The 23,854-nt window shown below is 63.4% G+C and carries 23 protein-coding genes and 3 tRNA genes; 17 read left to right on the top strand and 9 right to left on the bottom strand.

The genetic code is table 11. From position 1 onward, the window contains the following. Window positions 1-273: 273 nt before the first annotated feature. Together AC1RMD_RS27730 and AC1RMD_RS27725 are read left to right on the top strand one after the other, a co-directional pair. Window positions 274-1,878 carry an ATP-binding protein gene (locus AC1RMD_RS27730; protein ID WP_492931472.1) on the top strand — a complete coding sequence of 535 codons (1,605 nt, stop codon included), beginning with the start codon at window positions 274-276 and terminating at the stop codon, window positions 1,876-1,878. Between the two features lie 149 nt (window positions 1,879-2,027). Next, window positions 2,028-3,107 carry a serine hydrolase domain-containing protein gene (locus AC1RMD_RS27725; RefSeq protein ID WP_492931470.1) on the top strand — a complete coding sequence of 360 codons (1,080 nt, stop codon included), beginning with the start codon at window positions 2,028-2,030 and terminating at the stop codon, window positions 3,105-3,107. Between the two features lie 66 nt (window positions 3,108-3,173). On the opposite strand, the gene AC1RMD_RS27720 is transcribed toward AC1RMD_RS27725, so the two are convergent. After that, window positions 3,174-3,258: transfer RNA gene (locus tag AC1RMD_RS27720), tRNA-Leu, on the bottom strand. A 343-nt stretch (window positions 3,259-3,601) separates the two neighbouring features. Here AC1RMD_RS27720 and rnr point away from each other — a divergent pair. The 4 genes from rnr (at window position 3,602) to AC1RMD_RS27700 (ending at window position 8,433) form a co-directional block, all read left to right on the top strand. Then, entirely contained in the window at window positions 3,602-6,115 is a 2,514-nt protein-coding gene (gene rnr / locus AC1RMD_RS27715; protein WP_492931468.1) for a ribonuclease R, read from the top strand. Then, the gene (rlmB, locus tag AC1RMD_RS27710; RefSeq protein ID WP_070359161.1) at window positions 6,116-6,862 is read left to right on the top strand and encodes a 23S rRNA (guanosine(2251)-2'-O)-methyltransferase RlmB; all 747 of its coding nucleotides are present in this window, start codon (window positions 6,116-6,118) and stop codon (window positions 6,860-6,862) included. Window positions 6,863-6,997: 135 nt separating this feature from the next. Further along, window positions 6,998-7,744 (top strand): serine O-acetyltransferase, encoded by a 747-nt coding sequence (gene cysE, locus AC1RMD_RS27705; RefSeq protein ID WP_492931466.1) that lies wholly within the window; start codon window positions 6,998-7,000, stop codon window positions 7,742-7,744. Window positions 7,745-7,755: 11 nt separating this feature from the next. Further along, entirely contained in the window at window positions 7,756-8,433 is a 678-nt protein-coding gene (locus tag AC1RMD_RS27700) for a YceH family protein (protein WP_492931464.1), read from the top strand. A gap of 94 nt (window positions 8,434-8,527) precedes the next feature. On the opposite strand, the gene AC1RMD_RS27695 is transcribed toward AC1RMD_RS27700, so the two are convergent. The 4 genes from AC1RMD_RS27695 to AC1RMD_RS27680 are packed head-to-tail and all read right to left on the bottom strand — an operon-like array spanning window position 8,528 to window position 11,443. After that, window positions 8,528-9,265, bottom strand: a complete 738-nt coding sequence (locus AC1RMD_RS27695) for a hypothetical protein (RefSeq protein ID WP_492931462.1) — start codon at window positions 9,263-9,265, stop codon at window positions 8,528-8,530. Between the two features lie 2 nt (window positions 9,266-9,267). Beyond that, window positions 9,268-10,221 carry a hypothetical protein gene (locus AC1RMD_RS27690; protein WP_492931460.1) on the bottom strand — a complete coding sequence of 318 codons (954 nt, stop codon included), beginning with the start codon at window positions 10,219-10,221 and terminating at the stop codon, window positions 9,268-9,270. Continuing rightward, on the bottom strand, window positions 10,218-11,075 hold the full coding sequence (locus tag AC1RMD_RS27685; RefSeq protein WP_492931458.1) for an ABC transporter ATP-binding protein: 858 nt from the start codon (window positions 11,073-11,075) through the stop codon (window positions 10,218-10,220). Before AC1RMD_RS27685 ends, AC1RMD_RS27690 begins: the two co-directional genes overlap by 4 nt. Continuing rightward, the gene (locus AC1RMD_RS27680) at window positions 11,072-11,443 is read right to left on the bottom strand and encodes a GntR family transcriptional regulator (RefSeq protein WP_492931456.1); all 372 of its coding nucleotides are present in this window, start codon (window positions 11,441-11,443) and stop codon (window positions 11,072-11,074) included. Before AC1RMD_RS27680 ends, AC1RMD_RS27685 begins: the two co-directional genes overlap by 4 nt. A gap of 162 nt (window positions 11,444-11,605) precedes the next feature. Between AC1RMD_RS27680 and AC1RMD_RS27675 the strand changes: the two genes are divergently transcribed. The 3 genes from AC1RMD_RS27675 to AC1RMD_RS27665 all read left to right on the top strand — a co-directional run bounded on the left by AC1RMD_RS27675 (window position 11,606) and on the right by AC1RMD_RS27665 (window position 13,632). Next, window positions 11,606-12,166, top strand: a complete 561-nt coding sequence (locus tag AC1RMD_RS27675) for a YceB family lipoprotein (RefSeq protein ID WP_492931454.1) — start codon at window positions 11,606-11,608, stop codon at window positions 12,164-12,166. Next, window positions 12,129-12,800: a DUF6622 family protein gene (locus tag AC1RMD_RS27670; RefSeq protein WP_492931482.1), complete on the top strand. Its 672-nt coding sequence runs from the start codon at window positions 12,129-12,131 to the stop codon at window positions 12,798-12,800. The genes AC1RMD_RS27675 and AC1RMD_RS27670 overlap by 38 nt, the downstream gene beginning before the upstream one ends. Before the next feature lie 79 nt (window positions 12,801-12,879). Further along, on the top strand, window positions 12,880-13,632 hold the full coding sequence (locus AC1RMD_RS27665; RefSeq protein WP_492931452.1) for a tetratricopeptide repeat protein: 753 nt from the start codon (window positions 12,880-12,882) through the stop codon (window positions 13,630-13,632). On the opposite strand, the gene AC1RMD_RS27660 is transcribed toward AC1RMD_RS27665, so the two are convergent. Continuing rightward, window positions 13,633-14,412 (bottom strand): substrate-binding periplasmic protein, encoded by a 780-nt coding sequence (locus AC1RMD_RS27660; protein WP_492931450.1) that lies wholly within the window; start codon window positions 14,410-14,412, stop codon window positions 13,633-13,635. A gap of 78 nt (window positions 14,413-14,490) precedes the next feature. Here AC1RMD_RS27660 and AC1RMD_RS27655 point away from each other — a divergent pair, with 78 nt between their 5' ends. Further along, window positions 14,491-15,099: a transglutaminase-like domain-containing protein gene (locus AC1RMD_RS27655; protein ID WP_492931448.1), complete on the top strand. Its 609-nt coding sequence runs from the start codon at window positions 14,491-14,493 to the stop codon at window positions 15,097-15,099. On the opposite strand, the gene AC1RMD_RS27650 is transcribed toward AC1RMD_RS27655, so the two are convergent. Genes AC1RMD_RS27650 through AC1RMD_RS27640 form a run of 3 tightly spaced genes read right to left on the bottom strand, consistent with a single transcriptional unit; the run spans window position 15,086 to window position 17,033 of the window. After that, window positions 15,086-15,862, bottom strand: a complete 777-nt coding sequence (locus AC1RMD_RS27650) for a UDP-2,3-diacylglucosamine diphosphatase (RefSeq protein ID WP_492931446.1) — start codon at window positions 15,860-15,862, stop codon at window positions 15,086-15,088. The two genes, AC1RMD_RS27655 and AC1RMD_RS27650, sit on opposite strands and share 14 nt — an antisense overlap. Before the next feature lie 3 nt (window positions 15,863-15,865). Further along, window positions 15,866-16,360: a peptidylprolyl isomerase gene (locus AC1RMD_RS27645; protein WP_492931444.1), complete on the bottom strand. Its 495-nt coding sequence runs from the start codon at window positions 16,358-16,360 to the stop codon at window positions 15,866-15,868. Between the two features lie 43 nt (window positions 16,361-16,403). Further along, window positions 16,404-17,033 (bottom strand): peptidylprolyl isomerase, encoded by a 630-nt coding sequence (locus AC1RMD_RS27640; protein ID WP_492931442.1) that lies wholly within the window; start codon window positions 17,031-17,033, stop codon window positions 16,404-16,406. 272 nt (window positions 17,034-17,305) lie between these two features. On the opposite strand from AC1RMD_RS27640, the gene cysS reads away from it, so the two are divergent. From cysS to AC1RMD_RS27605, 7 genes are all read left to right on the top strand, one after another. Next, entirely contained in the window at window positions 17,306-18,697 is a 1,392-nt protein-coding gene (gene cysS, locus AC1RMD_RS27635) for a cysteine--tRNA ligase (protein ID WP_492931440.1), read from the top strand. Next, window positions 18,697-19,356, top strand: coding sequence for a DNA-3-methyladenine glycosylase family protein (locus tag AC1RMD_RS27630; RefSeq protein WP_492931438.1), 660 nt, complete (start codon window positions 18,697-18,699; stop codon window positions 19,354-19,356). The genes cysS and AC1RMD_RS27630 overlap by 1 nt, the downstream gene beginning before the upstream one ends. A gap of 64 nt (window positions 19,357-19,420) precedes the next feature. Beyond that, window positions 19,421-20,395 carry an acetyl-CoA carboxylase carboxyltransferase subunit alpha gene (locus tag AC1RMD_RS27625; protein ID WP_020706147.1) on the top strand — a complete coding sequence of 325 codons (975 nt, stop codon included), beginning with the start codon at window positions 19,421-19,423 and terminating at the stop codon, window positions 20,393-20,395. 61 nt (window positions 20,396-20,456) lie between these two features. Then, the gene (tilS, locus tag AC1RMD_RS27620; RefSeq protein ID WP_492931436.1) at window positions 20,457-21,866 is read left to right on the top strand and encodes a tRNA lysidine(34) synthetase TilS; all 1,410 of its coding nucleotides are present in this window, start codon (window positions 20,457-20,459) and stop codon (window positions 21,864-21,866) included. Between the two features lie 143 nt (window positions 21,867-22,009). After that, complete coding sequence (locus AC1RMD_RS27615; protein WP_492931434.1) at window positions 22,010-23,257, top strand: aspartate kinase; 1,248 nt, start codon at window positions 22,010-22,012, stop codon at window positions 23,255-23,257. 114 nt (window positions 23,258-23,371) lie between these two features. Next, a tRNA-Ser gene (locus AC1RMD_RS27610) sits at window positions 23,372-23,464 on the top strand. A 267-nt stretch (window positions 23,465-23,731) separates the two neighbouring features. Then, window positions 23,732-23,824: transfer RNA gene (locus tag AC1RMD_RS27605), tRNA-Ser, on the top strand. Window positions 23,825-23,854: the final 30 nt, after the last annotated feature.

Raw genomic sequence — 23,854 nt, 5'->3', positions numbered from 1 at the left:
GAACCCCCACACCTTGCGGCACATGGACCTGAACCATGCGCGTCTACCAATTCCGCCACGTGGGCACTGTTACTGCTTTGCTGCTCTCTGCCACATATGCTGCAACAGAGGCCAGAATCATAGGGGAGCGGCACGGCGCCGTCAAGAGCGAAACGCTGGTTTTCGATAAAGATTGCATCGGGAGACACGCCTGATTTGCTGCTTGCTTGTTTGCTCACACTTTCGTAAGCTCCTGAATGCTGGCCCGGTCATCTGAGGCAAAGGAGGTAGGCGATGGATACGTTGAGCAGCTGGTTCGGCAGCCAGGGCTTCATGCCGCACGGCCACTGTTTTCTGTGGACACCGTCGATCCTGTGGCTGAGCGTGATTTCCGACGCGCTGATCGCACTGGCCTACCTGACCATCCCGATCACGCTGTTGTACTTTATCCGCAAGCGCCGCGACTTGCCGTTCGACTGGATGTTCATCGCCTTCGGCATTTTCATCCTGGCCTGCGGCAGCACCCACGTGGCCGACATCTGGGTGATCTGGCATCCGGACTACTGGCTGTCGGTGATGCTGAAGACGGTCACCGCCGCCGCCTCGGTGGTCACCGCCATCGTGCTGGTGCGGCTGGTGCCGGTGGCGCTGCGCATACCCAGTCCGGCGCAGCTGGAGGCGGTCAACGCCGAACTGCAGCGCGCCAATGCCGAGCTGCGCATCGCCATGGAGCGCGCCGAAGTGGCCAACCGCGCCAAGAGCGCCTTCCTGGCGGCGATGAGCCACGAGCTGCGCACGCCGCTCAACGCCATCCTCGGCTACACCCAGATCCTCAAGCGCGACAAGGGTTTGACGTCGATCCAGAAGAGTGGCCTCGGCACCATCCAGCAGGGCGGCCAGCATCTGCTGGCGCTGATTAACGACGTGCTCGACCTGTCGCGGGTGGAGGCCGGCAAGATGGACTTCCATCCCAAGCCGGTGATGCTGGCCGACTTGCTGTCGGTGGTGGCCGACATCATGCGCGTGCGCGCCGAGCAAAAGCAATTGCGCTTCGAGCTGGAGCTGGTGGCCGGCTTGCCGCAGGCGATCAGCGTCGACGAAACCCGCTTGCGCCAGGTGCTGTTGAATTTGCTGGGCAACGCCGTCAAGTTCACCGACCGCGGCACGGTGCGCCTGCGCGTGCTGCCGCTGCCGGCCAGGCCGGGCGCCGCACCGGATGCCGCCGCGCTGCGTTTCGAGGTGCATGACGACGGCATCGGCATCGCGCCCGACCACATCGACACCATCTTCCGTCCGTTCGAGCAAGTGGGCGATGCGTCGCGCCGCGCCGGCGGCACCGGGCTGGGCCTGGCGATCAGCGGCCAACTGGTGCGGCTGATGGGTGGCGAACTGAAAGTGGAAAGCAAGCTAGGCACGGGCAGCCGCTTCTGGTTCGATGTGACGATGCCGTTGGCGGTGGCGCCTGCCTCCGTCAGCAGCGACGGCCACAACGCCACCGGCTACCTGGGGCCGCGCAAGACCATTTTGGTGGTGGACGACGTCGCCACCAACCGCGCCTTGCTGCGCGATTTGCTGGGCGCGCTCGACTTCCGCATGCTGGAGGCCGACAACGGCGCCGACGGCTTGCATCAGGCGCAGTCCGGCGTGCCGGACCTGGTGTTGCTGGACATGGTCATGCCGGACATGGACGGCATCGAAACCACGCGCCGCCTGCGCGCCGACGCCCGCACCAGCGCGATGCCGGTGTTGATGATTTCCGCCAGTTCGACTCCGGAAGAGGAGCAGCGCTCGCGCCAGGTGGGCGCCAACGCCTTCCTCAGCAAGCCGGTCGACGAGCTTGAGCTGCTGCGTGAGATCGGCATCCACCTCAAGTTGGTGTGGAGTACGGCGCCGGAATGAGGCCGGCCAAGTCCGGCATGCATGACTTCCGGCACTCCCTGTTCGCCGCGCCTCTGGCATAGCATCGTCCTCATCGACTCGCCGCATGCGACACACGCGGCGGTCCCACTTTTTTGTGATGGGCGGATATGGTTACGCGACGCGATGTGATGATGTTGGGCTTGGGCGTTCCCTTGCTGAGTGCCTGTGGAGGCGGCAATTCCGGCGGCGGGCGGGAAAACGTGGTCGCTTCGGCGGTCGCGGACGACGACTGGCGCACGGCGACGCCGGAGAGCGAAGGCGTGGCGGCGGCCGCGATGCAGGGCCTGCTGTCCGAGGGGGCGCAGATTGCGGAGATGCGCAGCTTGCTGGTGGTGCGCAACGGTAACCTGATCGGCGAGCGCTACTACGCCGACGGCAAATCCTCCGACCTGCGCCACATCCGCTCGGCCACCAAGACCGTCGGCAGCCTGTTGGCAGGGCAAGCCATTCGCGACGGCAAGATACGCGGCTCCACGGCTACGCTGGGTGAATTGCTGCCCAAGGAGCTGGCCAAGATTCCCGGCTCGGTGGCGGGCAATATCACGCTGGCCCAGGTGCTGCGCATGCGCGGCGGGCTGGAGTGGGATGAGGAAGTCCATATGCAGGAGTTGTTGCATACCCCGGACCTGACCAGCCTGGCGTTGCGCCTGCCGGTGGCGGCGCTGGGGCCAAACGGCCCGTACTGGAACTACAACAGCGCGGTCTCGCACCTGGTGTCGCCGATCGTCGCGGATGCGTATGGCGAGGACACGCTGGCGGTCGCCACGCGCAACCTGTTCGCGCCGCTCGGCATCCGCCAGGTGGCCTGGCAGCGCGATGCGAGCGGCACGATACTCGGCTCCTTCGGCTTGCAGCTGCGGGCGCGCGATCTGATGAAGCTGGCGTGGATGGCGCTCGACGGCGGCATGTGGCAGGGCAAGTCGGTGGTGCCGGCCGCCTGGCTGGCCGAGAGTTTTACCAATCATGTTCATATCGGCCCGATCGGGGATATGAGCGATGTCGGCTATGGCTATTTGTGGTGGCGCGGCATGCTGGGCGGCCACCAGGTGATCACGGCCTACGGTTTTGGCGGGCAGTTGGCGATGCTGGTGCCGGATTTGCGCATGACCTTCGCCACCGCCGCGCTGTGGGATTTGCCGATAGACAAGGGTGGGGCGAACGAAACGCTGGTCTTTAACCTGATCGGGCGCTTCCTTTCCAGGCTGTAAAAGCAAGCGCAATGAAAAAAGCCGCAGACCTTTTTAAGGGTGATGCGGCTTTTTTGCGGAATTTTGTGGTGCCCACGGAGGGACTCGAACCCCCACACCTTGCGGCACATGGACCTGAACCATGCGCGTCTACCAATTCCGCCACGTGGGCACTGATGCTTCTCAACAACTCTGCTATTATAACGACGGGGAGAGTTTTGCGCCAGATGAGCTTTCGCTCCTTACTGCACATCAACCCTGTCTAGCAGTTTCTCACTTTGCCGCTGTTTTTCAACATTGTCGCTGCGAGAGACCAAGATTATAGAGGAATTTTGCGGGATGTCAAATGCCACAACATAAAAAATCCGCTTGAATTCGCAAAACCGGTCGCAAATTAGTCAATCAGGGCGTTTCCAAGTACACTACGCCTGTCGTCGTGTCATATATATGCACCTGACGATTTTGCCAGGCCGGATTTCCTCTGAACACTGTCAATAATAACTACAGAAATACTTTTGAACCAATCTACCCATACCATTCCCAGCCGGGAGGAAATTCTCGGCATCTTCCGCAGCGCCAAGGCGCCGCTCGATCTGCGCGCACTGTCGAAGTCGCTGAAGGTCGCGACCGAGGCCCAGGCCGTGTTGTCGCGCCGCCTGAACGCCATGCAGCGCGACGGCCAGATCGTCTCCGACGATAGCGGTCACTTCTCGCTGGCCACCGAAACCGGCTTCATCGCCGGCCGCGTCGCCAGCCACAAGGACGGCTTCGGCTTCGTGATCCCGGACGAGCCGGGCGAAGACCTGTTCCTGCCTGAAAAGGAAATGCAGAAAGTCCTGCATGGCGACCGCGTGCTGGCCAAGGTCATCGGCGTCGATCGCCGCGGCCGTCCGGAAGGCACCATCGTCGAGGTGGTCACGCGCGCGAATACCCACATCATCGGCCGCCTGCTGAACGAGAACGGCGCCTGGATCGTCGCGCCGGAAGACCAGCGCATCGCCCAGGACATCCTGATCGAAGGCTCGATCGGCAAGGCCAAGGCTGGCCAGGTCGTCAGCGTCGAGCTGACCGAGCAGCCGATGCGCTTCAAGCAGCCGGTCGGCAAGATCGTTGAAATCCTGGGCTCGCTGGACGACCCCGGCATGGAAATCGAAATCGCCGTGCGCAAGTTCGGCGTGCCGCATGTGTTCTCGGACGCCGCGCTCAAGCAAGCGAACAAGCTGCCGGACCACGTGCGCGACGCCGACCTGGCCGACCGCGTCGACCTGCGCGACATCCCGATGGTCACCATCGACGGTGAAGACGCGCGCGACTTCGACGATGCGGTCTACTGCGAACCGGTCAAGATCGGCCGCACCAACGCCTACCGTTTGCTGGTCGCGATTGCCGACGTCAGCCACTACGTCAAGCCGAACGACGCGCTCGACGCCGACGCGCTCGAACGCAGCACCTCGGTCTACTTCCCGCGCCGCGTGATTCCGATGCTGCCGGAGAAGCTGTCCAACGGCCTGTGCTCGCTGAATCCGGCGGTCGACCGTTTGACGCTGGTGTGCGACGCCGTCGTCACCGCCAAGGGCGAGATCAAGGCTTACCAGTTCTATCCGGCGGTGATCCACTCGGCCGCGCGCCTGACCTACACCGAAGTGGCCGACATCCTCGGCAACACCAAGGGACCTGAGGCCGCGCGCCGTCCGGGCATCGTGCCGCACCTGCTGAATTTGTACGAGGTGTACCACGCGCTGTTGAAGGCGCGCACCGAACGCGGCGCGATCGATTTCGAGACCACCGAGACCTACATCGTCTGCAACCCGTCCGGCAAGATCGAAAAGATCATCCCGCGCACCCGCAACGACGCCCACAAGCTGATCGAAGAATGCATGTTGACCGCCAACGTCTGCGCGGCCGACCTGCTGATCCGCCACAAGCATCCGGGCACCTACCGCATCCACGCCAGCCCGACCGCTGAAAAGCTCAAGCAGGTACGCACCTTCCTCAAGCAGGTCGGCCTGAGCCTGAACGGCGGCGACAAGCCGGCCGCCGGCGACTACGCCGTGCTGATGAAGCAGGTCAAGGAGCGTCCGGACGCGTCGCTGCTGCAAACCATGCTGCTGCGTTCGATGCAGCAGGCGGTCTACAGTCCGGACAACATCGGCCACTTCGGCCTGGCGTACGAGGCGTATGCCCACTTCACCAGCCCGATCCGCCGCTACCCGGACTTGCTGACGCACCGTGCCATCAAGGCCATCCTGCTGGGTAAGAAGTACGAGCCGAAAGTGGCCGGTACCAGCGTGCTGAACACCAACGTCTCGAACGCCACCCGCAAGCAGCAGGCCAAGGACAAGGCCGAAGGCAAAGAGAAAAAATCCGGCGACCTGACCGTGTGGGACGCGCTGGGCGTGCACTGCTCGGCCAACGAACGCCGCGCCGACGAGGCGTCGCGCGATGTCGAAGCCTGGTTGAAGTGCTACTTCATGCAGGACAAGCTGGGCGAGGAATTCACCGGCATCATCACCGGCGTGACCACCTTCGGCATCTTCGTGCAGCTGGACCAGCTGTTCGTTGAAGGCCTGGTGCACATCACCGACCTCGGCGCCGACTACTTCCAGTACGACGACGCCCGCCACGAACTGCGCGGCGACCGCACCGGCAAGAAGTTCCAGTTGACCGACCGCGTCAGCGTGCAAGTGGTGCGGGTGGACCTGGAAGCGCGCAAGATCGATCTGCGCCTGGCCGGGGCCGATGCGCCGCCGCCGCGCGCCGACAAGTCCGATGCGCAGTCCAAGGACCGCAAGAGCAACATCAAGCCTGGTCCGGCCGTGCCGAAAGCACAAGCGCTGAAGGCCGTCGCCAAGGGCCAGTCCGACAGGACTGGCGCCGGCAAGCCGGCCGCTGCCAAGCCGGCCGCGGCGAAAACCGCCGCCAAGCCTGCCGCCAATTCGCGCGGCGGCCGCAAGACTAATGCCGGGGCGGCTGCTCCGGTAGCACCCCGAGCAGCGAAGACTGTCTCAAAAAGTAAAAAGAAGCGATAAATGAGTAAGAATAAAATGATTTTTGGTTTCCACGCCGTGACCTCGCGTTTGCGTCATGAGGCTTCGTCCGTGGAAGAGATTTTCGTCGACATCGGTCGCGACGACCGCCGCATGAAGGACCTGGTCGCCAACGCCAAGGCCGCCGGCGTGCGCGTGATGCCGGTCGATTCGGCCCGTCTGGACAAGATCGTCGGCACCCGCCGCCACCAGGGCGTGATCGCGTTCGCGTCGCAGCTGGCGCTGGCGCGCAACCTCGATGAGCTGCTGGACGCCATCGAAGGCCCGCCGCTGTTGCTGGTGCTGGACGGCATCACCGATCCGCACAACCTGGGCGCCTGCCTGCGCGTGGCCGACGGCGTCGGCGCACACGCGGTGATCGTGCCGAAGGACCGCGCCGTGGGCTTGAACGCCACCGCCGCCAAGGTCGCCAGTGGCGCGGCCGAGACCGTGCCGTACATCACCGTCACCAACCTGGCGCGCACCTTGCGCGACTTGAAGGACCGCGATATCTGGCTGATCGGCACCTCCGACGATGGCGAAAAAGGCTTGTACGAAGCCGACTTCACCGGCCCGACCGCGCTGGTCATGGGTTCGGAAGGCGAGGGCATGCGCCGCCTGACGCGCGAGACCTGCGACATGCTGGTCAGCATTCCGATGTTCGGTTCGGTTGAGAGCCTGAACGTCTCCGTCGCATCCGGCGTCTGTCTGTACGAGGCACGCCGCCAGCGTATCGCCAAAGACATTTAAGCGATACGATGACCCGGCGGCCTGTGACGAGGGCCGCCGGGGTTCAGTCCCGACTCCCCTCCCAGCAAGCCGCTTCCCAGCAACCCACGACCGAATACGCTACCATGAGCGTTTCCGTTGCACTCCCGACCATCCATGTTCCATCGCCTGCGCCAAGACATTAACAGCATCATCGAACGCGATCCTGCGGCCCGCAATGCCTGGGAGGTGCTGACCTGCTATCCCGGCTTGCAAGCCATCGTCATGCACCGCTGGGCGCACTGGTGCTGGACGCACAAGATGAAATGGCTGGGCCGCTTCATTTCCTACCTGGCCCGCATCGTCACCGGCATCGAGATCCATCCGGGCGCCAGCATCGGCCGCCGCGTGTTCATCGACCACGGCTTCGGCGTGGTGATCGGCGAGACCGCCGAAGTGGGCGACGACTGCACCATCTACCAGGGCGTGACCTTGGGCGGCACCTCGCTGCACACCGGCGCCAAGCGCCATCCGACGTTGGCGCGCGGCGTCATCGTCGGCGCCGGTGCCAAGGTGCTGGGCGGCTTCACGGTGGGCGAGTACGCCAAGGTCGGCTCCAACGCCGTGCTGCTCAAGCCGGTGCCGCCGGGCGCCACGGCGGTCGGCAATCCGGCGCACATCGTGCAGAAGGAGCCGGCCTCGGCGACCAGCGCCACCGCCAACCTGTTCAGCGCCTACGGCGTCACGCCGAACGGCGACGATCCGCTGTCGAAGGCCTTGCACGGCCTGATCAACCACGCGGTGAAACAGGAAGAGCAGATCGAGCGCATCCTCGCCACCATGAAGGCGGCGGGCTTGCACTGTCAGGGCGTGCCCGAATGTGATAAATTGAATTCAGACCAACTCAACAAGCTCGTTGAATAAGGAAGCTGCTTATGGAATCGTCGCCCGATGGCGTTGAAGTGCTGGACCCGTTTGAAATCCGCGTGCTGGCGGTGCTGGCCGAGAAGGAAGCGCTGACGCCGGATAACTATCCGCTGTCGCTGAACGCGCTGGTCAACGGCTGCAACCAGCTGTCGAGCCGGGATCCGGTGATGGCGTTGTCGGAAGAGACGGTGGCCGAGGTGTTGCAGCGGCTGATGCAGCGCAAGTACGTCAACGGCATCACGCAGGCGGGCGCGCGCGTGACCAAGTACGAGCACCGCATGCGCATCAAATGGTCGCTGGAGCAGGACAAGCTGGCCGTGTTGAGCATCCTGATGCTGCGCGGCCTGCAGACCGCCGGTGAAATCCGCACCCGCACCGGCCGCCTGCACGATTTCAAGACGGTGGGCGATGTCGAGCAGGCGTTGCAGTTCCTGATCGACAAATATCCGCCGCTGGTCTCGAAGCTGGCGCTGGCGCCGGGCACCAAGGAGCCGCGCTACGGCCAGCTGCTCGGTGGCGAAGATGCGTTGGCGCGGGAAGAAACCGCCGCCAGCATGGGCGGTACGGTCAGCGTGGCCGGGCAGGGCGGCCGCGTCGCCGCGCTGGAGCAGGAAGTCCAGCAACTGCGCCAGCAGGTGGAAGACCTGAGCGCGCAGTTTGCCGAATTCCGCCAGCAGTTCGAATAAGGTCGGGGGTCAAGTCTGACATTCGGACACGGCCTCTGCTGTAGCGCCCGCTACAGCAGAGGCCGTGTCCGAATGTCAGACTTGACCCCCTTGTTTATTCGAATTTGAACTCGATCAAGGCGTCGTTGGGGTAGCTCTTGTCGCCCAGCGGCACGGTGTACATCTTTCCATCCTCGTCGACCTTGAGCTCCTGCCTGCGGGCGCCATCGACCAGCGTGGCGCTGGCGATCAGGCGGTCGCTGCGCACGCTTATGTTGAAGTCCTTGAACGAGCACCAGTCCGTGGTCAGCGTGATGGTGTTGATCGTCGCCCGTATCAGGAACGGGATGTAGTTCTTTGCGATCGCCATCAGCACCCGGCACTCCAGCTGGATATCGCCCAGGCGCCGCATATCCGCCGGCACGCCGGCGCTGCGCACGTCCGGCATCCAGCCGTAATAACTCTTCTTCTGGTTCAGCACCACGTCGGCGTTGTCGTCTTCCGCCGCCCGGTTGCGCGGCAGCGTGAAACTGTGATCCGCCGCCAGCGGCACGACGATGTCGGTCTCGTTGCCGGACAGGCGCACCACCACGTTGTCCATGGCGCCGGCCGGCGCCTTCCTCTTGGTGTGCAGACGGAAGCGCAGTTGCTGCGCGTTCGGCGCCAGTGCGTGCTGGCTGTCGAAGGCGTCCAGGCCGGACAGCATGTAGCGGTAAGGCTGCATTTCCGGGCTGCGGGTGCCGTTGATGACGACCATCTGGTCCGACCCGGCTTCGGTCTCGGCCGCCGTGCCCGGCAGCGCCGCCACGGCGGCCGCCAGCAGCGCGGCGCTCACGAAGTATTTCCCTGCCATGCTTAGCCTTCCTCGCGACGGCGGCGCATCCAGACGGCGGCGGCGATCATCGCCACGCCGGCGGCGACGCCGATCCAGACACTCACGCCACTCAACGTGCCCCACGAGGCGTTGAAGATGGTGCCGGGCAACGCCAGCTTGTTGGCTTCATGGTGCAGCGTCACGCTGTCGGCTTCGAAGATGATCCACGAACCTGGAATCACGCCCAGCAGGATGCGGTCGACCACGCGGGTGACGAACCAGCCGGCGTCGAAGCCGAAGTGCAGCGCCTTCTCGGTCCACATCAGCAGCAGCGACACCACCAGCGGCGTGCCCACCGCCCACAGGAACACCTTGGAGCGCGCCATGCTCGACACCATCAGCAGCCAGCCTACCGTCGGCAAGGCCCACAGGATGTAGACCGGCAGCAGTCCCACCAGGCGCAGCGGCGTCAGGTAGAGGTCCGGGGCGATCAGCAGGGCGCCGAACAGGTTGGTGCCGTGCACCAGCATCGCGGTGCAGCCGGCCAGCAGGATCACCAGCGACAGCACGGTGCCGATCGCCACCGTGATCAGCGGCGCCACCACCAGGGCCAGCGCGACCTTGGACATGACGGTGGTCAGGTCCGACACCGGCAGCGATTTCCAGAACAGCAGGCTGCGGTCGCGGCGTTCGTCGTTCAGCGCGCCCAGGCAGTAGAAGAACACCAGGAAGCTCAGCACCATCATGATCGGCAGCGCCGACAGCATGTAGGCCTGCGACGCCGTTTCGACGATGCGCGCGCGCATCGCGCCTTCGACGGTGACGGTGCCGATCGACATGGTCTGGCCGTCGTCGCTAAAGTTGGCGTTGTGACCCAGGAAGATGCCGGTCAGCGCCAGCACCGCGATCAGCCCGGCGATGACGGCGGGGGCCCAGACCAGCATGCCCTTGTGCTCCCACAGTTCGCGTTTGATCAGCCATTTCATCGTTTTCATGCGTAGGTTCCTTTCATCGACGCGACAAACAGGTCGGCAACGCTGGGCGTGCGCAATTCCCCGAAGGTCGACAGTTGCAGCCGCGGTACGCCATCGAACAACATGATGGGCTTGCCGAACACGGTGCGCTGGCTCATCGGTTGCAGCGCGTTGGCGGCCGCCACGAATTGCGGCTCGACCATCACTTCGGTGAAGCGCTCGCCCACTTCGTCCATCGACGCCGCCAGCGAGATCCGGCCATCCTGGATGAACATCAGGTCGGTCAGGATGTGCTCGACTTCCTCGATCTGGTGGGTGGTGATCAGGATGGTCTTGTTCTCGTCGAAGTAGTCTTCCAGCAGGTTCTGGTAGAACTGCTTGCGGTACAGAATGTCCAGGCCCAGGGTCGGCTCGTCGAGCACCAGCAGCTTGGCGTCGATCGCCATCACCAGCGCCAGGTGCAGCTGCACCACCATGCCCTTGGACATGGCTTTGACCTTCATGTCCGGCTTCAGCTTGGTGTGGGCCAGGTATTTCTCGGCCTTGCTGCGGTCGAAGCGGGGATGCACGCCTTCGACAAAGGCGATCGCGTCCTTGACCTTCAGCCACTTCGGCAGGATGGCGACGTCGGCGATGAAGCAGACCTCGTTCATCAGCGCCTCGCGCTGGCTGCGCGGATCCATGCCCAGCACGCTCAACTCGCCGTCGAACTGGGTCAGGCCCAGGATGGCTTTGAGGGTGGTGGTCTTGCCGGAACCGTTGGGACCGATCAGGCCGACGATGCGACCTGCCTCGACCGTGAAGCTGGCGCCATTCAGCGCGGCTTGCTTGCCGTAATTCTTGCTGAGATTGGATGCCGTGATGATGGCGCTCATGACGCACCTCCAGGGGCGATCGGCTTGAGCAGGGTATCGAGTTCGAGGCCGAGGCGGCGGATACGTTCCAGCATCAGCGGCCATTCTTCGCGCAGGAAGCGCTCGCGTTCAGTGGCCAGCAGTTTGTCGCGGGCGCCGTCAGTGACGTACATACCTAGTCCCCTTCTTTTTTCAACGAGCGTTTCGTCCACCAGTTCCTGGTAGGCGCGAGATACGGTGATCGGATTGAGTTGATAGTCGGCGGCCACCTGCCGTACCGAGGGCAGGGCGTCGCCGGGCTTGAGCAGGCCGTCGAGCATCATGCCGATGACCTTTTCCTTGAGCTGCCGATAAATCGGCGCATTGTCATTCCAGCCTATCGTGGACATACATGTGGTCCTCTTTATGTGTGTTGATGGAGTGGTGTTGTAGTAAACTATAACACTAGAATTTAAAAAGGCAAGCATTTCTTGTGGTTTTATGTCGGCGACGGGGCTTGCGGCGGGCTTGGGTCATAATGGCGGCGTTATGCTTTTTTGCAGAAGGACACCATGATGCACTTACAACGCACGATCAAACTTGCCGCGCCGCTGATGCTGGCGGCTGCGCTGGCCGCCTGTTCCTCGCTGGTCGGCCCGCGCCAGGTGGAACTGCCGCAGGCGCGCATGCAGCAGAACCTGGACCGCAAATTCCCCGTGCGCCACCGCGTGCTGGGGGTGTTCGAGGTCGAGCTGAGCCATCCCCAACTGGCCATCCTGTCCGAGAACGACCGCGTGGCGCTGACCCTGGACGTGAACGTGGCGCCGCTGCTGGCGCGCCAGTCGTGGCGCGGCAGTATGGCGGTGTCGGGCCGCTTGAAGGTGGATAACGTGCGCAACGTCATCTACATCGGCGACGCGCATGTGGACCGCTTCGTGGTGGACGGCATGGACGAGGGCAAGCAGAACCAGATCGCCGGCATCGCCAATCTGCTGGGCGAGAGCACGCTCAAGGATGTAGCGGTACACAGCTTCCGTCCGGAAGACCTGCGCTACGCCGGCGTGCAGTTCGTGCTGACCGGGATCAGCACCAAGCCTGGCGCGCTGGTCGCCAACCTGCAGCCGGCGCCATAGGCCTGCGCTTTGCGCTGCGCGCCGGCACTTCGCGCCGTCTTGCCGCATTCCGTCGCATCACGTTCCGCGCCGCCGCGGCGCCCTGCATAGTGGCGTCACCTTAACCAGCGCCGCGGAGCCGATCATGATTCAGCAAATTGTCAGCCACACTCCTATCTATGTCTGGGCCTTGCTGGCCTTGCTGCTGTATCGCGGCGCGCTGGCCAGCCGCGACCGCGAGATCTCCTTGCGGAAACTGTTCATCATCCCGGCGGTGATGCTGTGGCTGTCGTTGTCCGGCATGAGCGTGCATGGCGCGCTGGGCGGCGGCGTATGGGGCGTCTGGGCCTTGGGCCTGGCGGCCGGCGCGGCGCTCACGTGGAAGCTCGGCAGCGGCGCCGTCATCGCGGTCAACCGCGCCGCCGGCACCGTGCGGCAGCGCGGCAGTTGGGCGCCGCTGATGCTGATGATCGCCATCTTCGTCACCAAGTACGTGGTGGCGGTGCTGACGGCCATGCATCCCGAGCTGCAACAGAACCTGGCGTTTGCCGCCACCGTCACCGTGCTGTTCGGCCTGTTCAACGGTGTGTTCATCGGCCGTCTGCTGCGCTATGTGGCCGCCTGGATGGGTCAAGCCGAGGCCAGCCTGGCTTGATGGATACGCCGGTTTCCTTGTAGTGCGGGGCAAGAGCTTCTACAATTCGCGACATTGACGAAATGTTGGAGCGAGACTCATGACGATATTTGGAATTGGACTGCACGTGCTGGTGGCGCTGTTCTTCGCCGTGCACGTGATCCGCAGCGGGCAGCAGATGTACTGGCTGATGATCCTGTTTATGTTTCCCGGACTGGGCAGCATCGTGTACTTCATCGCGATCTACCTGCCGGATTCAAAACTGAACCACGGCGCCCGCAAGGTGGTGACGGCGGCGGCCCGCTCGCTCGACCCGGGCCGGGACCTGCGCGAAGCGCGCGACGCCTATGCCTACACGCCCACCGCGCAGAACCAGATGCGCCTGGCCAGCGCCCAGCTGGAGGCCGGCGCCGCCGACGAGGCGGCCGCCACCTACGAAGCCTGCCTGCAGGGACCGTTTTCGGGCGACCTGGAAATCCGCTACGGCGCCGCGCGCGCCACTCTGGCCTGCGGCCGCGCCGCCGCCGCCGTGTCGCATCTGCAAACCATCCGCGCCGCCGACGCCAATTTCCGCGGCGAGCAAGTGTCGCTGCTGCTGGCCCAGTCGCTGGCCGCGGCCGGCCGCCAGGACGAGGCGAAGGCCGAGTTCGAGTTTGCGCTGGGCCGCTACAACAGCTTCGCCGTACAGGCCGAGTTCGCGATCTGGGCGGCCGGCGCCGGCGATACGGCGCGCGCCGGCCAGCTGCACGCCGAACTGCAGCGTACGATGGAACGCTGGACCCGCCACACGCGCGATATGAACCAGGAATTGATACGCCGCCTGAATACGGCGATGGCGGCCGTCAAGCGCTGATTACTTCGGTTTGACGCTGTGGCCGGGGTTGTTGGCGCCCCCGGTGGCGGCGATGGCCTGGTTGAGCTTGGCCATGGTCGCCGGCGCCACGTCCTTGCTGCAGGCGATGTGGCGCTTCATCCCCGGCGGCATGTCGGGAAAATCATACTGCACGGTCGACTGCAATAACTTTTCCTTCGGACGGAAATAGTTCAAATCTTCGCGGTCGACAAACATGAACGAGGCGCGGCCCACCGCCAGCATGCGCATCATCAGCGTGGTTTCCACCGTGCGGCTCATGACGTGGATTTTGCCGCCCTTGATCATCTGGTCCAGCACCGGCCCGTAGGACACGCCTTCGACCACGCCCAGCGTCAGGCTGGCGTCGTCCAGCAAGGAAGGCAGCGTCTGATGCGCCGTGACGCGCTGCACATAATCCTGCGAAATCAGCACGGTGTGCGGCAAGTCCTCATGGATGGGCGAGCTGAACTGCGCCACCGCTTCGCGCTCGGGCAGCCGGTACCAGCTGATCGAACAGTAATTGGTGGCCCCGTGCGTGAGGTTGGCCCAGATCCGTTTTTGCGGTTCGTTGACGAACTTCGCAGGGATGCCGGCGAGATTGAAAATGTTTTTCGCGCGCTCCAGCAGGAAGCCCTGAGCCTGGCCCTGCTCGATGTAATGGTAGGGCGGCTTGTCGCGCCAGGCCACGGTCAGCGTCTTGGGAGCGCACCAGCCGCTGCCGCTCAGCAGTGCGGTGGCGGCCAGTAGACCGCAGCGAAGGAAACAGGTACGTATCGTCATGAATCGATTATAGGGCCATCCACTGCGCCGCCGCCAGAACTGTGGGAGAATCTTGTTCGTTTGATAAAAAGGAGACCCATGAACGCCATGTTGCCCGCATTCGTCGCCGCCAGCGATGTCGTCGATTTTCACCATCCCGACGTGCAGGCCCTGGCCCGTTCGCTCCAGGCCGGCACGCCGCGCGCCACGGCGCAGCGCTGCTTCGAATGGGTGCGCGACCAGATCGAGCACAGCATCGATTACCAGCGCGACGAGATCAGCTGCAACGCCTCCGAGGCGCTGGCGCTGGGCACCGGCCTGTGCACCGCGAAGAGCCATCTGCTGGTGGCGCTGCTGCGCGCCAACGGCATCCCGGCCGGCTTCTGCTACCAGCGCCTGACGCTGCGCGCCGCCGGTTCGCCGTTCTGCACGCATGGCCTGGTGGCGGTGTGGCTGGAAGAGGGCGGCTGGTACCGCTGCGATGCGCGCGGCAACAAGGCCGGCGTGCATTGCGAATTCACGCCGGGGGCGGAAAACCTGGCCTTCCCGGTGGTGACGCCGGGCGAGCGACTGTATCCGCAGGTGTGGGCGCAACCGTGGCCAGAACTGGTGCGGCGCATGCGCGAGCTGCCGTCGATCTCGGCCTATTGCGTGACGCCGATCGACGCCGCGCCGCCGGCGGACGGGGTGGCGATTACGCTGGAATGACGGCGCCGTCGAGCGCGTGGCGCGTGATGGCGCCGGCGCTGTCGATGGCGATCCAGCCGCCGCGCGGCGGTAGCGCGTCCGGCTCCCAGTCCGGCAGCACGTAGCGGCGCTTGCCGTCGACCTCGTGCAGGGCGGGGCGGTGGGTGTGGCCGTGGATCATGACGTCGGCGCCGGTGGCGGCGAACACGTCGCGGATCGCCTGCGGCGTCACATCCATGATCTCGTAGGATTTATTGCCCTGGTCCTTGCGGCTGTTCTCGCGCATGCCGGCGATGATGGCCTTGCGTTGCGCCAGCGGCATCGCCACGAATTGCTGCTGCCACGCGGGCTGGCGCACCATGGCGCGGAATTCCATGTACTTGACGTCCTCGGTGCACTGGGCGTCGCCGTGCAGTACCACCAGGCGCCGGCCGCCGATCTCGGTCACATAGGTTTCCGGCAGCAGGGTCAGGCCCGCGGCGGCGGCGAACTGCGCGCCGACCAGGAAATCGCGGTTGCCGGCGATCCAGTAGACGGCCACGCCCGCATCGCTGACGCTGCGCAGCGCGGCAATGATTTGCTGGTGATAGGGATCGCTGATATCGTCGTCGCCGGCCCAGTATTCAAACAGGTCGCCAAGCAGGTACAACTGTTGCGCGCGCCGCGCATGCCGTTCCAGGAAGTCGAAAAACGCGACGCCGGTGGCGGGATGCGCGGGCTGCAAATGCAGATCGGAGATAAACAGCGCGCAGACCGGGTCCGCGCGCATGTTGGTGTCGCTCATTAATTAAGCAGCCAGTTCGATCTTCTCGATGATGACGTCTTCCGCCGGCACGTCGGCGAACATGCCGCTGCGGGTGGTTTTGACTTTCTTGATGGCGTCGACCACGTCGGTGCCTTCGATGACTTTACCGAACACGGCGTAACCCCAGCCGTCCTGGCCTGGGTAGTCCAGGAAGGAGTTGTTCTTCACGTTGATGAAGAACTGGGCCGAGGCCGAATGCGGCGCCGAGGTGCGGGCCATGGCCAGCGTGTAGGTGTCGTTCTTCAGACCGTTCTTGCCTTCGTTTTCGACGGTGGTGTCGGCCGGCTTCTGCTTCATGCCTGGCTCGAAACCGCCGCCCTGGACCATGAAACCGTCGATCACGCGGTGGAAGATGGTGTTGGCGTAGTGGCCCGCTTCCATGTAGGCCAGGAAGTTGGCAACCGATTTAGGCGCCTTCTCGTCGTTCAGTTCGACGGTCATGTTGCCCATGTTGGTGGTGATGATTACGTTGGTCATGTTGTTATCCTGAGGTAGTTAAAAAATACGGCAGGCCGCTATTTTACAGTTTTGGCTGGACAGGGGTCTTCAAAATCGTCGCCGACTTGATCACGACCGGGATCACGGGGATGTTTTGGAAGATGCCCTTGTCGTCGACCAGCACGCCTTTGATCTTGTCGACCACTTCCTGGCCCTTGATGACTTTGCCGAACACGGTGTAGCCGAAACCGTCGCGGCCAGGGTAGTTCAGGGCTTCGTTGTCGGCCACGTTGATGAAGAATTGCGAGGTGGCGGAGTTGGGATCGCCGCTGCGGGCCATGGCCAGCGTGTAGTTGTTGTTGGTCAGGCCGTTCTGCGATTCGATCGCCACCGGCGCATTGGTTTTCTTTTGCTTGAGCTTTTCATCGAAGCCGCCGCCCTGGATCATGAAGCCGTCGATCACGCGGTGGAAGATGGTGCCCTTGTAAAAGCCGGCCTTTACATAGGTCAAGAAATTGTCGACCGACTTGGGCGCTTTCTCGTGGTTCAGTTCGACCACGATGTCGCCCATCGAGGTCTTGATCTCCACTTGCGGCGTGGCGGTGTTGGCGGCCGGTGCGGCCGGAGCGGCGGCCAGGGCCGCGCCGGACAGGGCGACGCCGGCAAACATGGTCATCAGTTTGGCGAACAGTGATGGCTGAGTTTGGTGCATTGTTACTTCCTCGTAGTGGGTTTATCCGGGTCGAACTGGCCGACTAGCCAAAAATCCTAAAGCAGATTGGGTCTATGCTGTTTTTATCAATGCTATACTTGTCCATTCTACCCCTTAGAAGGTGGAAAGAATAACTACCGAGTGTCAGCCGGTCTCCAACGTGATGCGATGAATACCAGGTGCGCGCCCACTGCGCCGCGCCCGGTCCTCGTATTGCCCGGGACCGCGGCGCGCGCTATACAAAGAACAAGCAAAGAAACCGCAAGAGCCCGATGAGCAATTTAAAGATTTACAACACGCTGGCGCGTGACAAGCAGACATTCGTTCCCATCGAGGCAGGCAAAGTGCGCATGTACGTCTGCGGCATGACCATCTACGATTACTGCCACATCGGCCACGCCCGCATGATGATGGCGTTCGACGTCATGTACCGCTGGCTGCTGGCCTCCGGCTACCAGGTCACCTATGCCCGCAACATCACCGACATCGACGACAAGATCATCAAGCGCGCGGTCGAGAACGGCGAGACCATCTCGCAGTTGACCACCCGTTTCACGCGGTACATGGACGAAGACACCGGCGCGCTGGGCATCCTGCCGGCCACGCTGGTGCCGCGCGCCACCGAATACGTGCCGCAGATGCTGGCGCTGATCGAGACGCTGGAAGCCAAGGACCTGGCCTACCAGGGCGAGGACGGCGACGTCAACTACGCGGTGCGCAACTTCCCCAACTACGGCAAGCTGTCCGGCAAGTCGCTGGACGACCTGCGCGCCGGCGAACGCGTCGACGTCAACACCGGCAAGCGCGATCCGCTGGACTTCGTGCTGTGGAAGGCGTCCAAGGACGCCGAGCCGGACGAGGTCAAGTGGGACTCCAAGTGGGGCAAGGGCCGTCCGGGCTGGCACATCGAGTGCTCCGCCATGTGCTCGGCGCTGCTGGGCGAACACTTCGACATCCACGGCGGCGGCGCGGATCTGCAGTTCCCGCACCACGAAAACGAAATCGCGCAGTCGGAAGGCGCGTTCGGCCACACGATGGTCAACTACTGGGTGCACAACGGTTTCGTGCGCGTGGATAACGAGAAGATGTCCAAATCGCTGGGCAACTTCTTCACCATCCGCGACGTGCTGAAGAAGTACGACGCCGAAGTGGTGCGCTTCTTCATCCTGCGCGCCCACTACCGCAGCCCGCTGAACTATTCGGACGTGCACCTGGACGACGCCCGCGTCGCGCTGACCCGCCTGTACACCGCGCTGGACGGCATGGACGGCGACGGCCTGGCGTTGGACTGGAGCGAACCGTACGCGGTGCGCTTCGCCGAGGCGATGGACGACGACTTCAACACGCCGGTCGCGCTGGCCGTGCTGTTCGAGCTGGTGAGCGAACTGAACAAGTCGAAGTCGCCCGCCGTGGCGCGCCAGCTCAAGGCCCTGGCCGGCGTGATCGGCCTGCTGGGCCGCACGCCGCAGGAATTCCGCCAGGCCGCGGTCGGCGCGTCCGACGCCTCCGGCGACGCCGCCATCGCGGCACAGATCGCCAAACGCATCGAAGCCAAGAAGGCGCGCAACTTCGCCGAATCGGACAAGATCCGCGCCGATCTGCTGGCGGCCGGCGTCATCCTCGAAGACAAGCCTGACGGCACGACCAACTGGCGCCGCGCATAATGGTCACCGCCAAGGATAACGAGGGCGCAGCCGGCCCGGTATCGGCCGTGCCGCCGTACTGGGAACAGGCCAAGATCGAGCTCATGAAGCGGGACCGCATCATGAAAAAGCTGATCCCGCAATTTGGCGACCTGCACCTGGTCGGCCACGACGACCCGTTTACCACCTTGGCGCGCTCCATCGTCGGCCAGCAAGTGACCACCAAGGCGGCCGACACCGCCTGGAAGAAGCTGCTGCTGGTCAGCCCGAAATGCTCGCCGGCGCAGATCATCAAGGCCGGCGCCGAGCAATTGTCGGCCTGCGGCCTGTCCAAGCGCAAGACCGAATACATCCTCGACCTGGCCGACCACTTCAAGAACAAGCGCGTCCACACCAGCCAGTGGGACCAGATGGATGACGAAGCCGTCATCGCCGAACTGGTGCAGATCCGCGGCATCGGCCGCTGGACAGCCGAGATGTTTTTGATATTTAATCTGCTGCGGCCGAATGTTTTGCCGCTCGATGACCCCGGTTTGATCCAGGGCATCAGCCAGAATTATTTTTCCGGCGAACCTGTGTCCCGTAGCGACGCGCGCGAGGTTTCGGCCAACTGGGAGCCGTGGCGCACGGTGGCGACCTGGTACTTATGGCGTAGCCTGGACCCGGTTGCTGTAGAATAGATGCTCTAATCGCTGTGCGAGGCGTTTTTGTGTCCGCATGGCTGAGAATAATCACGGAGGTACAATGACCAAAACGACTTTCCTCAACTTTGAGCAACCGATCGCCGAACTCGATGGCAAAATCGAAGAGCTGCGTTTCGTCCAGGACGATTCGGCTGTCGACATCTCTGAGGAGATCGACCGTCTGGCCAAAAAGAGCCAGCAACTGACCAAAGACATCTACGCCAAGCTGACCCCCTGGCAGGTTGCGCAGATCGCGCGCCACCCACAGCGTCCATACACGATGGACTATGTGAACGAAATCTTCACCGACTTCCACGAACTGCACGGCGATCGCAGCTATGCGGACGACCTGTCGGTGGTGGGCGGCCTGGCGCGCTTCAATGGCCAGGCTTGCATGGTGATCGGCCATCAAAAGGGCCGCGACACCAAGGAACGCGCGCTGCGCAACTTCGGCATGCCGAAGCCGGAAGGCTATCGCAAGGCCATGCGCCTGATGAAGCTGGCCGAGAAGTTCGGCATTCCGATCTTCACCTTCGTCGACACGCCGGGCGCGTTCCCGGGCATCGACGCGGAAGAGCGCGGCCAGTCGGAAGCGATCGGCCACAACCTGTACGTGATGGCGGAACTGAAAGTGCCGCTGATCGCCACCATCATCGGCGAAGGCGGCTCCGGCGGCGCGCTGGCGATCGCCGTGGGCGACGCGGTGCTGATGCTGCAATACGCGACCTACTCGGTGATCTCGCCGGAAGGCTGCGCCTCGATCCTGTGGAAGACCTCCGAGCGCGCCGCCGACGCGGCCGAAGCGCTGGGCCTGACCGCGCACCGCCTGAAGGCGATGGGCCTGATCGACAAGATCGTCACCGAGCCGCTGGGCGGCGCGCATCGCGATCCGAAACAGATGGCCACGCTGCTCAAGCGCGCGCTGGCTGATTCGCTGCGCCAGTTCCACGGCATGAAGACCAAGGACCTGCTGGAAGCCCGCCACGAGAAACTGATGAGCTACGGTAAGTTCAAAGAAACCACGCCGCAAGAGTAAGCGCGCGGCATGACACAACGACCGGGGGCGCATGCCCCCGGTTTGCATTTTGGAGCAGCAATTGAAGAAGCAACAGATCCCGACCTTGTCCTCAACCTTCGCACAAGCCGTCGCCGCCGCGCTGGCGCAGCAGCCGGGTGCGCCGCGCATGGCGGTAGCCCTCAGCGGCGGCCTCGACTCGTCGGCGCTGCTCCACCTCGCGCACGCCTACGCGCAAGCGCATGGTGTGGCCCTGTACGCCTTCCACGTCCACCACGGCCTCAGCGCCAACGCCGACGCCTGGCTGGCGCACTGCGAACAAGCCTGCGCCGCGCTGGGCGTCGCCTTTGAAGCGCGCCGCGTGCAGCTGGCGAACCTGCAGAAGAGCGGCACCGAAGCGGCGGCCCGCAAGGTGCGCTACGCCGCGCTGGGCGCGCTGTGCGCCGGGCACGACGTCAAGCTGCTGCTGACCGCGCACCATCTGGACGACCAGGCCGAGACCGTGCTGCTGCAACTGCTGCGCGGCTCCGGCCCCGCCGGCCTGTCCGGCATGGACGCCGCCAACGCCGCGCCCGAGCTGTTGGCCAATCCCGAGCTGGTGATGGTGCGGCCGCTGCTGCCGGCCTCGCGCAAGCAACTGGCCGCTTACGTGGCCGAGCACGGCATCGCCCACATCAACGACGAATCCAACGACGACCCGCGCTTCGCCCGCAACGCGCTGCGCCACAAGGTGATGCCGGCGCTGGATGCAGCCTTTCCCGGCTTCCAGGAACGCTTTGCGCGCAGCGCCCAGCACGCGCAGTCGGCCCAGCGCCTGCTGACCGAGCTGGCGGAGCAGGACCTGGCCCTGTGCCTGGTCGACGACTGCATCGATATTGCCCAGCTGCGCCTGCTGAGCCTGGATCGCAGCTACAACATGCTGCGCCGCTGGTTCGCCACCCGCAATCTGCGCATGCCGAGCGCGGCCTGGCTGTCCGAAATGCTGGTGCAGTTGTTGGAAGCACGCGACGGTGCGCAACCGCTGGTAACCCACCCGGATTGTCACGTAAGACGCCATCGCGACCGCCTGCACATCACGCCCAAACTGCAAGACCTGGAAGGCACGCGCGAAGACGAGTTCGACAAAACGCCGGGCACCTCGTTCCGCTGGAACGGCGAAACCGCTATGGCGTTCCCGGCCTACGGCGGCGTGCTGCACTTCGAGCCGGCCGGCGAGAGCGAAGGCGGGCTGGATGCCGATTGGCTGCGCGGCCAGTCCTTGCTGATTGAATTCCGCAAGGGCGGCGAGCGCCTCAAGCCGGCCCACAACCGTCCGACACGCGGACTCAAGTATCATTACCAGGCGTTGAACATTCCTGCCTGGGAGCGCTCGCGCCTGCCGGTGGTCAGCGCCGGCCGCCAGGTGCTGTTCGCGGCCGGGGTCGGCATGGATTGCAACCACCTGGTGGGTGAGGGTGTTTCACGCTGGCGCCTGCGTTGGCAGGCTGTATAGACAATCACCCCTATCTGCCGAATTTTGTATGTAGATATGTCTATACGGTATGACTTTATGAGTTTTTTGACTTGTTATTTTGCAGTGCGGCATGTAGAGTTAAGGGTTCCATTTACCTTTATTTGAGCGGAAAACTCTCTGTTATGGCTTTAATCGTGCACAAATATGGCGGTACGTCGATGGGTTCGACGGACCGTATCAAGAACGTGGCGCGGCGTGTCGCCAAGTGGCATGACGCCGGGCACCGCATCGTCGTCGTCCCATCGGCCATGTCCGGCGAGACCAACCGCCTGATTTCGCTGGCCAAGGAAATCCAGGCCCAGCCCGACCCGCGTGAACTGGACATGATCGCCTCCACCGGCGAGCAGGTGTCGGTTGGCCTGCTGTCGATGGCGCTGCTGGCGATCGGCAAAAAAGCCGTGTCCTACGCCGGCTGGCAAGTCGCGATTAAAACCGATTCCGCTTTCACCAAAGCCCGCATCCAATCGATCGACAATGAAAAAGTGAACCGCGACCTCGATGACGGCAAGATCGTCATCATCACCGGCTTCCAGGGCGTGGACGATGGCGGCAACATCTCGACGCTCGGACGCGGCGGTTCGGACACTTCCGCCGTGGCGATCGCCGCCGCGATGAAGGCCGACGAATGCCTGATCTTCACCGACGTAGACGGTGTGTACACGACCGATCCACGCGTGGTGTCGGACGCGCGCCGGCTCAAGGCGATCACGTTTGAAGAAATGCTGGAACTGGCGTCGCTGGGCTCGAAAGTGCTGCAAACCCGCTCGGTGGAATTCGCCGGCAACTATCGCGTGCCGACCCGCGTTCTGTCGTCGCTGACCGACCCGATGCTGGACCTGGAAGTAGAAGCCAACTCGGGCACCCTGATTTCGTTTGAGGAAGATACACACATGGAACAAGCAGTCATCTCCGGTATCGCGTTTAACCGCGACGAGGCCAAAATCACCGTGCTGGGCGTGCCCGACCGTCCAGGCGTGGCGTACCACATCCTGGGCCCGGTGGCCGACGCCAACATCGAAGTCGACATGATCATCCAGAACCAGTCGGTCGACGGCAAGACGGACTTCACCTTCACCGTGTCGCGCAACGACTACCAGCGCGCCGTGGACGTGCTCAACGGCACCAAGGAACAGCTGGGCGCCGCCAGCGTCACCGGCGACGCCAAAGTGTCGAAGATCTCGGTGGTGGGCGTCGGCATGCGCTCGCACGTGGGCGTGGCGTCGCAGATGTTCCGCACGCTGTCGGAAGAGGGCATCAACATCATGATGATCTCGACCTCGGAAATTAAAATCTCCGTGCTGATCGACGAAAAATACATGGAACTGGCCGTGCGCGCGCTGCACAAAGCGTTCGAGTTGGAGAAGGCATAAAATTTTCAAAAAATATCGTCGGCTAGCCTTGACCAATCCGGTCTCGCTCTATACTATGACGGTCGTCTGCTCTAGCGCAGTTTGGTAGAAAAGACATAGTTGAGTGATCGACTAGGAGACGTGGCCGAGTGGCCGAAGGCACATCCCTGCTAAGGATGCATACGGCTTATACCTGTATCGTGGGTTCGAATCCCACCGTCTCCGCCAGAACTAATAAAAAAGCCTCCCCTGCGGGAGGCTTTTTTATTAGTTCCGGACGGAGGCGGTGGGATTCGAAGACGGAGCGCCCTGAGGGCGCGAAGGCTCTCCGAATCGCCCAACTGCTGGCGCTGCGCGCCAGCCCCGCGCGCCGAGGGCGCGCGACGCATGCGTCACCCGAGCGCGTCCCTTGACCAAACGTAGAACGACCTATACGATATCGATCGCCTACTCCATAGCAACATCGTAGAGAAGGAAAAGTTGAGCGATCGACTAGGAGACGTGGCCGAGTGGCCGAAGGCACATCCCTGCTAAGGATGCATACGGCTTATACCTGTATCGTGGGTTCGAATCCCACCGTCTCCGCCAGTATTTTTAGAAACCCGCTTCGGCGGTTTT

Source organism: Duganella sp. GW822-FHT06D06, from assembly GCF_058799615.1.
This window is presented reverse-complemented; position numbering and strand designations above follow the sequence as displayed.

Coding starts and splice junctions, on each gene's coding strand:
- AC1RMD_RS27685 (WP_492931458.1), bottom strand. CDS start 11,075: ATGAGCGCCATCATCACGGCATCCAATCTCAGCAAGAATTACGGCAAG.
- AC1RMD_RS27695 (WP_492931462.1), bottom strand. CDS start 9,265: ATGGCAGGGAAATACTTCGTGAGCGCCGCGCTGCTGGCGGCCGCCGTG.
- cysS (WP_492931440.1), top strand. CDS start 17,306: ATGAGCAATTTAAAGATTTACAACACGCTGGCGCGTGACAAGCAGACA.
- AC1RMD_RS27645 (WP_492931444.1), bottom strand. CDS start 16,360: ATGACCAACGTAATCATCACCACCAACATGGGCAACATGACCGTCGAA.
- AC1RMD_RS27730 (WP_492931472.1), top strand. CDS start 274: ATGGATACGTTGAGCAGCTGGTTCGGCAGCCAGGGCTTCATGCCGCAC.
- rlmB (WP_070359161.1), top strand. CDS start 6,116: ATGAGTAAGAATAAAATGATTTTTGGTTTCCACGCCGTGACCTCGCGT.
- AC1RMD_RS27625 (WP_020706147.1), top strand. CDS start 19,421: ATGACCAAAACGACTTTCCTCAACTTTGAGCAACCGATCGCCGAACTC.
- cysE (WP_492931466.1), top strand. CDS start 6,998: ATGTTCCATCGCCTGCGCCAAGACATTAACAGCATCATCGAACGCGAT.
- AC1RMD_RS27660 (WP_492931450.1), bottom strand. CDS start 14,412: ATGACGATACGTACCTGTTTCCTTCGCTGCGGTCTACTGGCCGCCACC.
- AC1RMD_RS27615 (WP_492931434.1), top strand. CDS start 22,010: ATGGCTTTAATCGTGCACAAATATGGCGGTACGTCGATGGGTTCGACG.
- AC1RMD_RS27665 (WP_492931452.1), top strand. CDS start 12,880: ATGACGATATTTGGAATTGGACTGCACGTGCTGGTGGCGCTGTTCTTC.
- AC1RMD_RS27690 (WP_492931460.1), bottom strand. CDS start 10,221: ATGAAAACGATGAAATGGCTGATCAAACGCGAACTGTGGGAGCACAAG.
- AC1RMD_RS27650 (WP_492931446.1), bottom strand. CDS start 15,862: ATGAGCGACACCAACATGCGCGCGGACCCGGTCTGCGCGCTGTTTATC.
- AC1RMD_RS27725 (WP_492931470.1), top strand. CDS start 2,028: ATGATGTTGGGCTTGGGCGTTCCCTTGCTGAGTGCCTGTGGAGGCGGC.
- AC1RMD_RS27630 (WP_492931438.1), top strand. CDS start 18,697: ATGGTCACCGCCAAGGATAACGAGGGCGCAGCCGGCCCGGTATCGGCC.
- AC1RMD_RS27675 (WP_492931454.1), top strand. CDS start 11,606: ATGATGCACTTACAACGCACGATCAAACTTGCCGCGCCGCTGATGCTG.
- AC1RMD_RS27680 (WP_492931456.1), bottom strand. CDS start 11,443: ATGTCCACGATAGGCTGGAATGACAATGCGCCGATTTATCGGCAGCTC.
- AC1RMD_RS27655 (WP_492931448.1), top strand. CDS start 14,491: ATGAACGCCATGTTGCCCGCATTCGTCGCCGCCAGCGATGTCGTCGAT.
- AC1RMD_RS27700 (WP_492931464.1), top strand. CDS start 7,756: ATGGAATCGTCGCCCGATGGCGTTGAAGTGCTGGACCCGTTTGAAATC.
- AC1RMD_RS27640 (WP_492931442.1), bottom strand. CDS start 17,033: ATGCACCAAACTCAGCCATCACTGTTCGCCAAACTGATGACCATGTTT.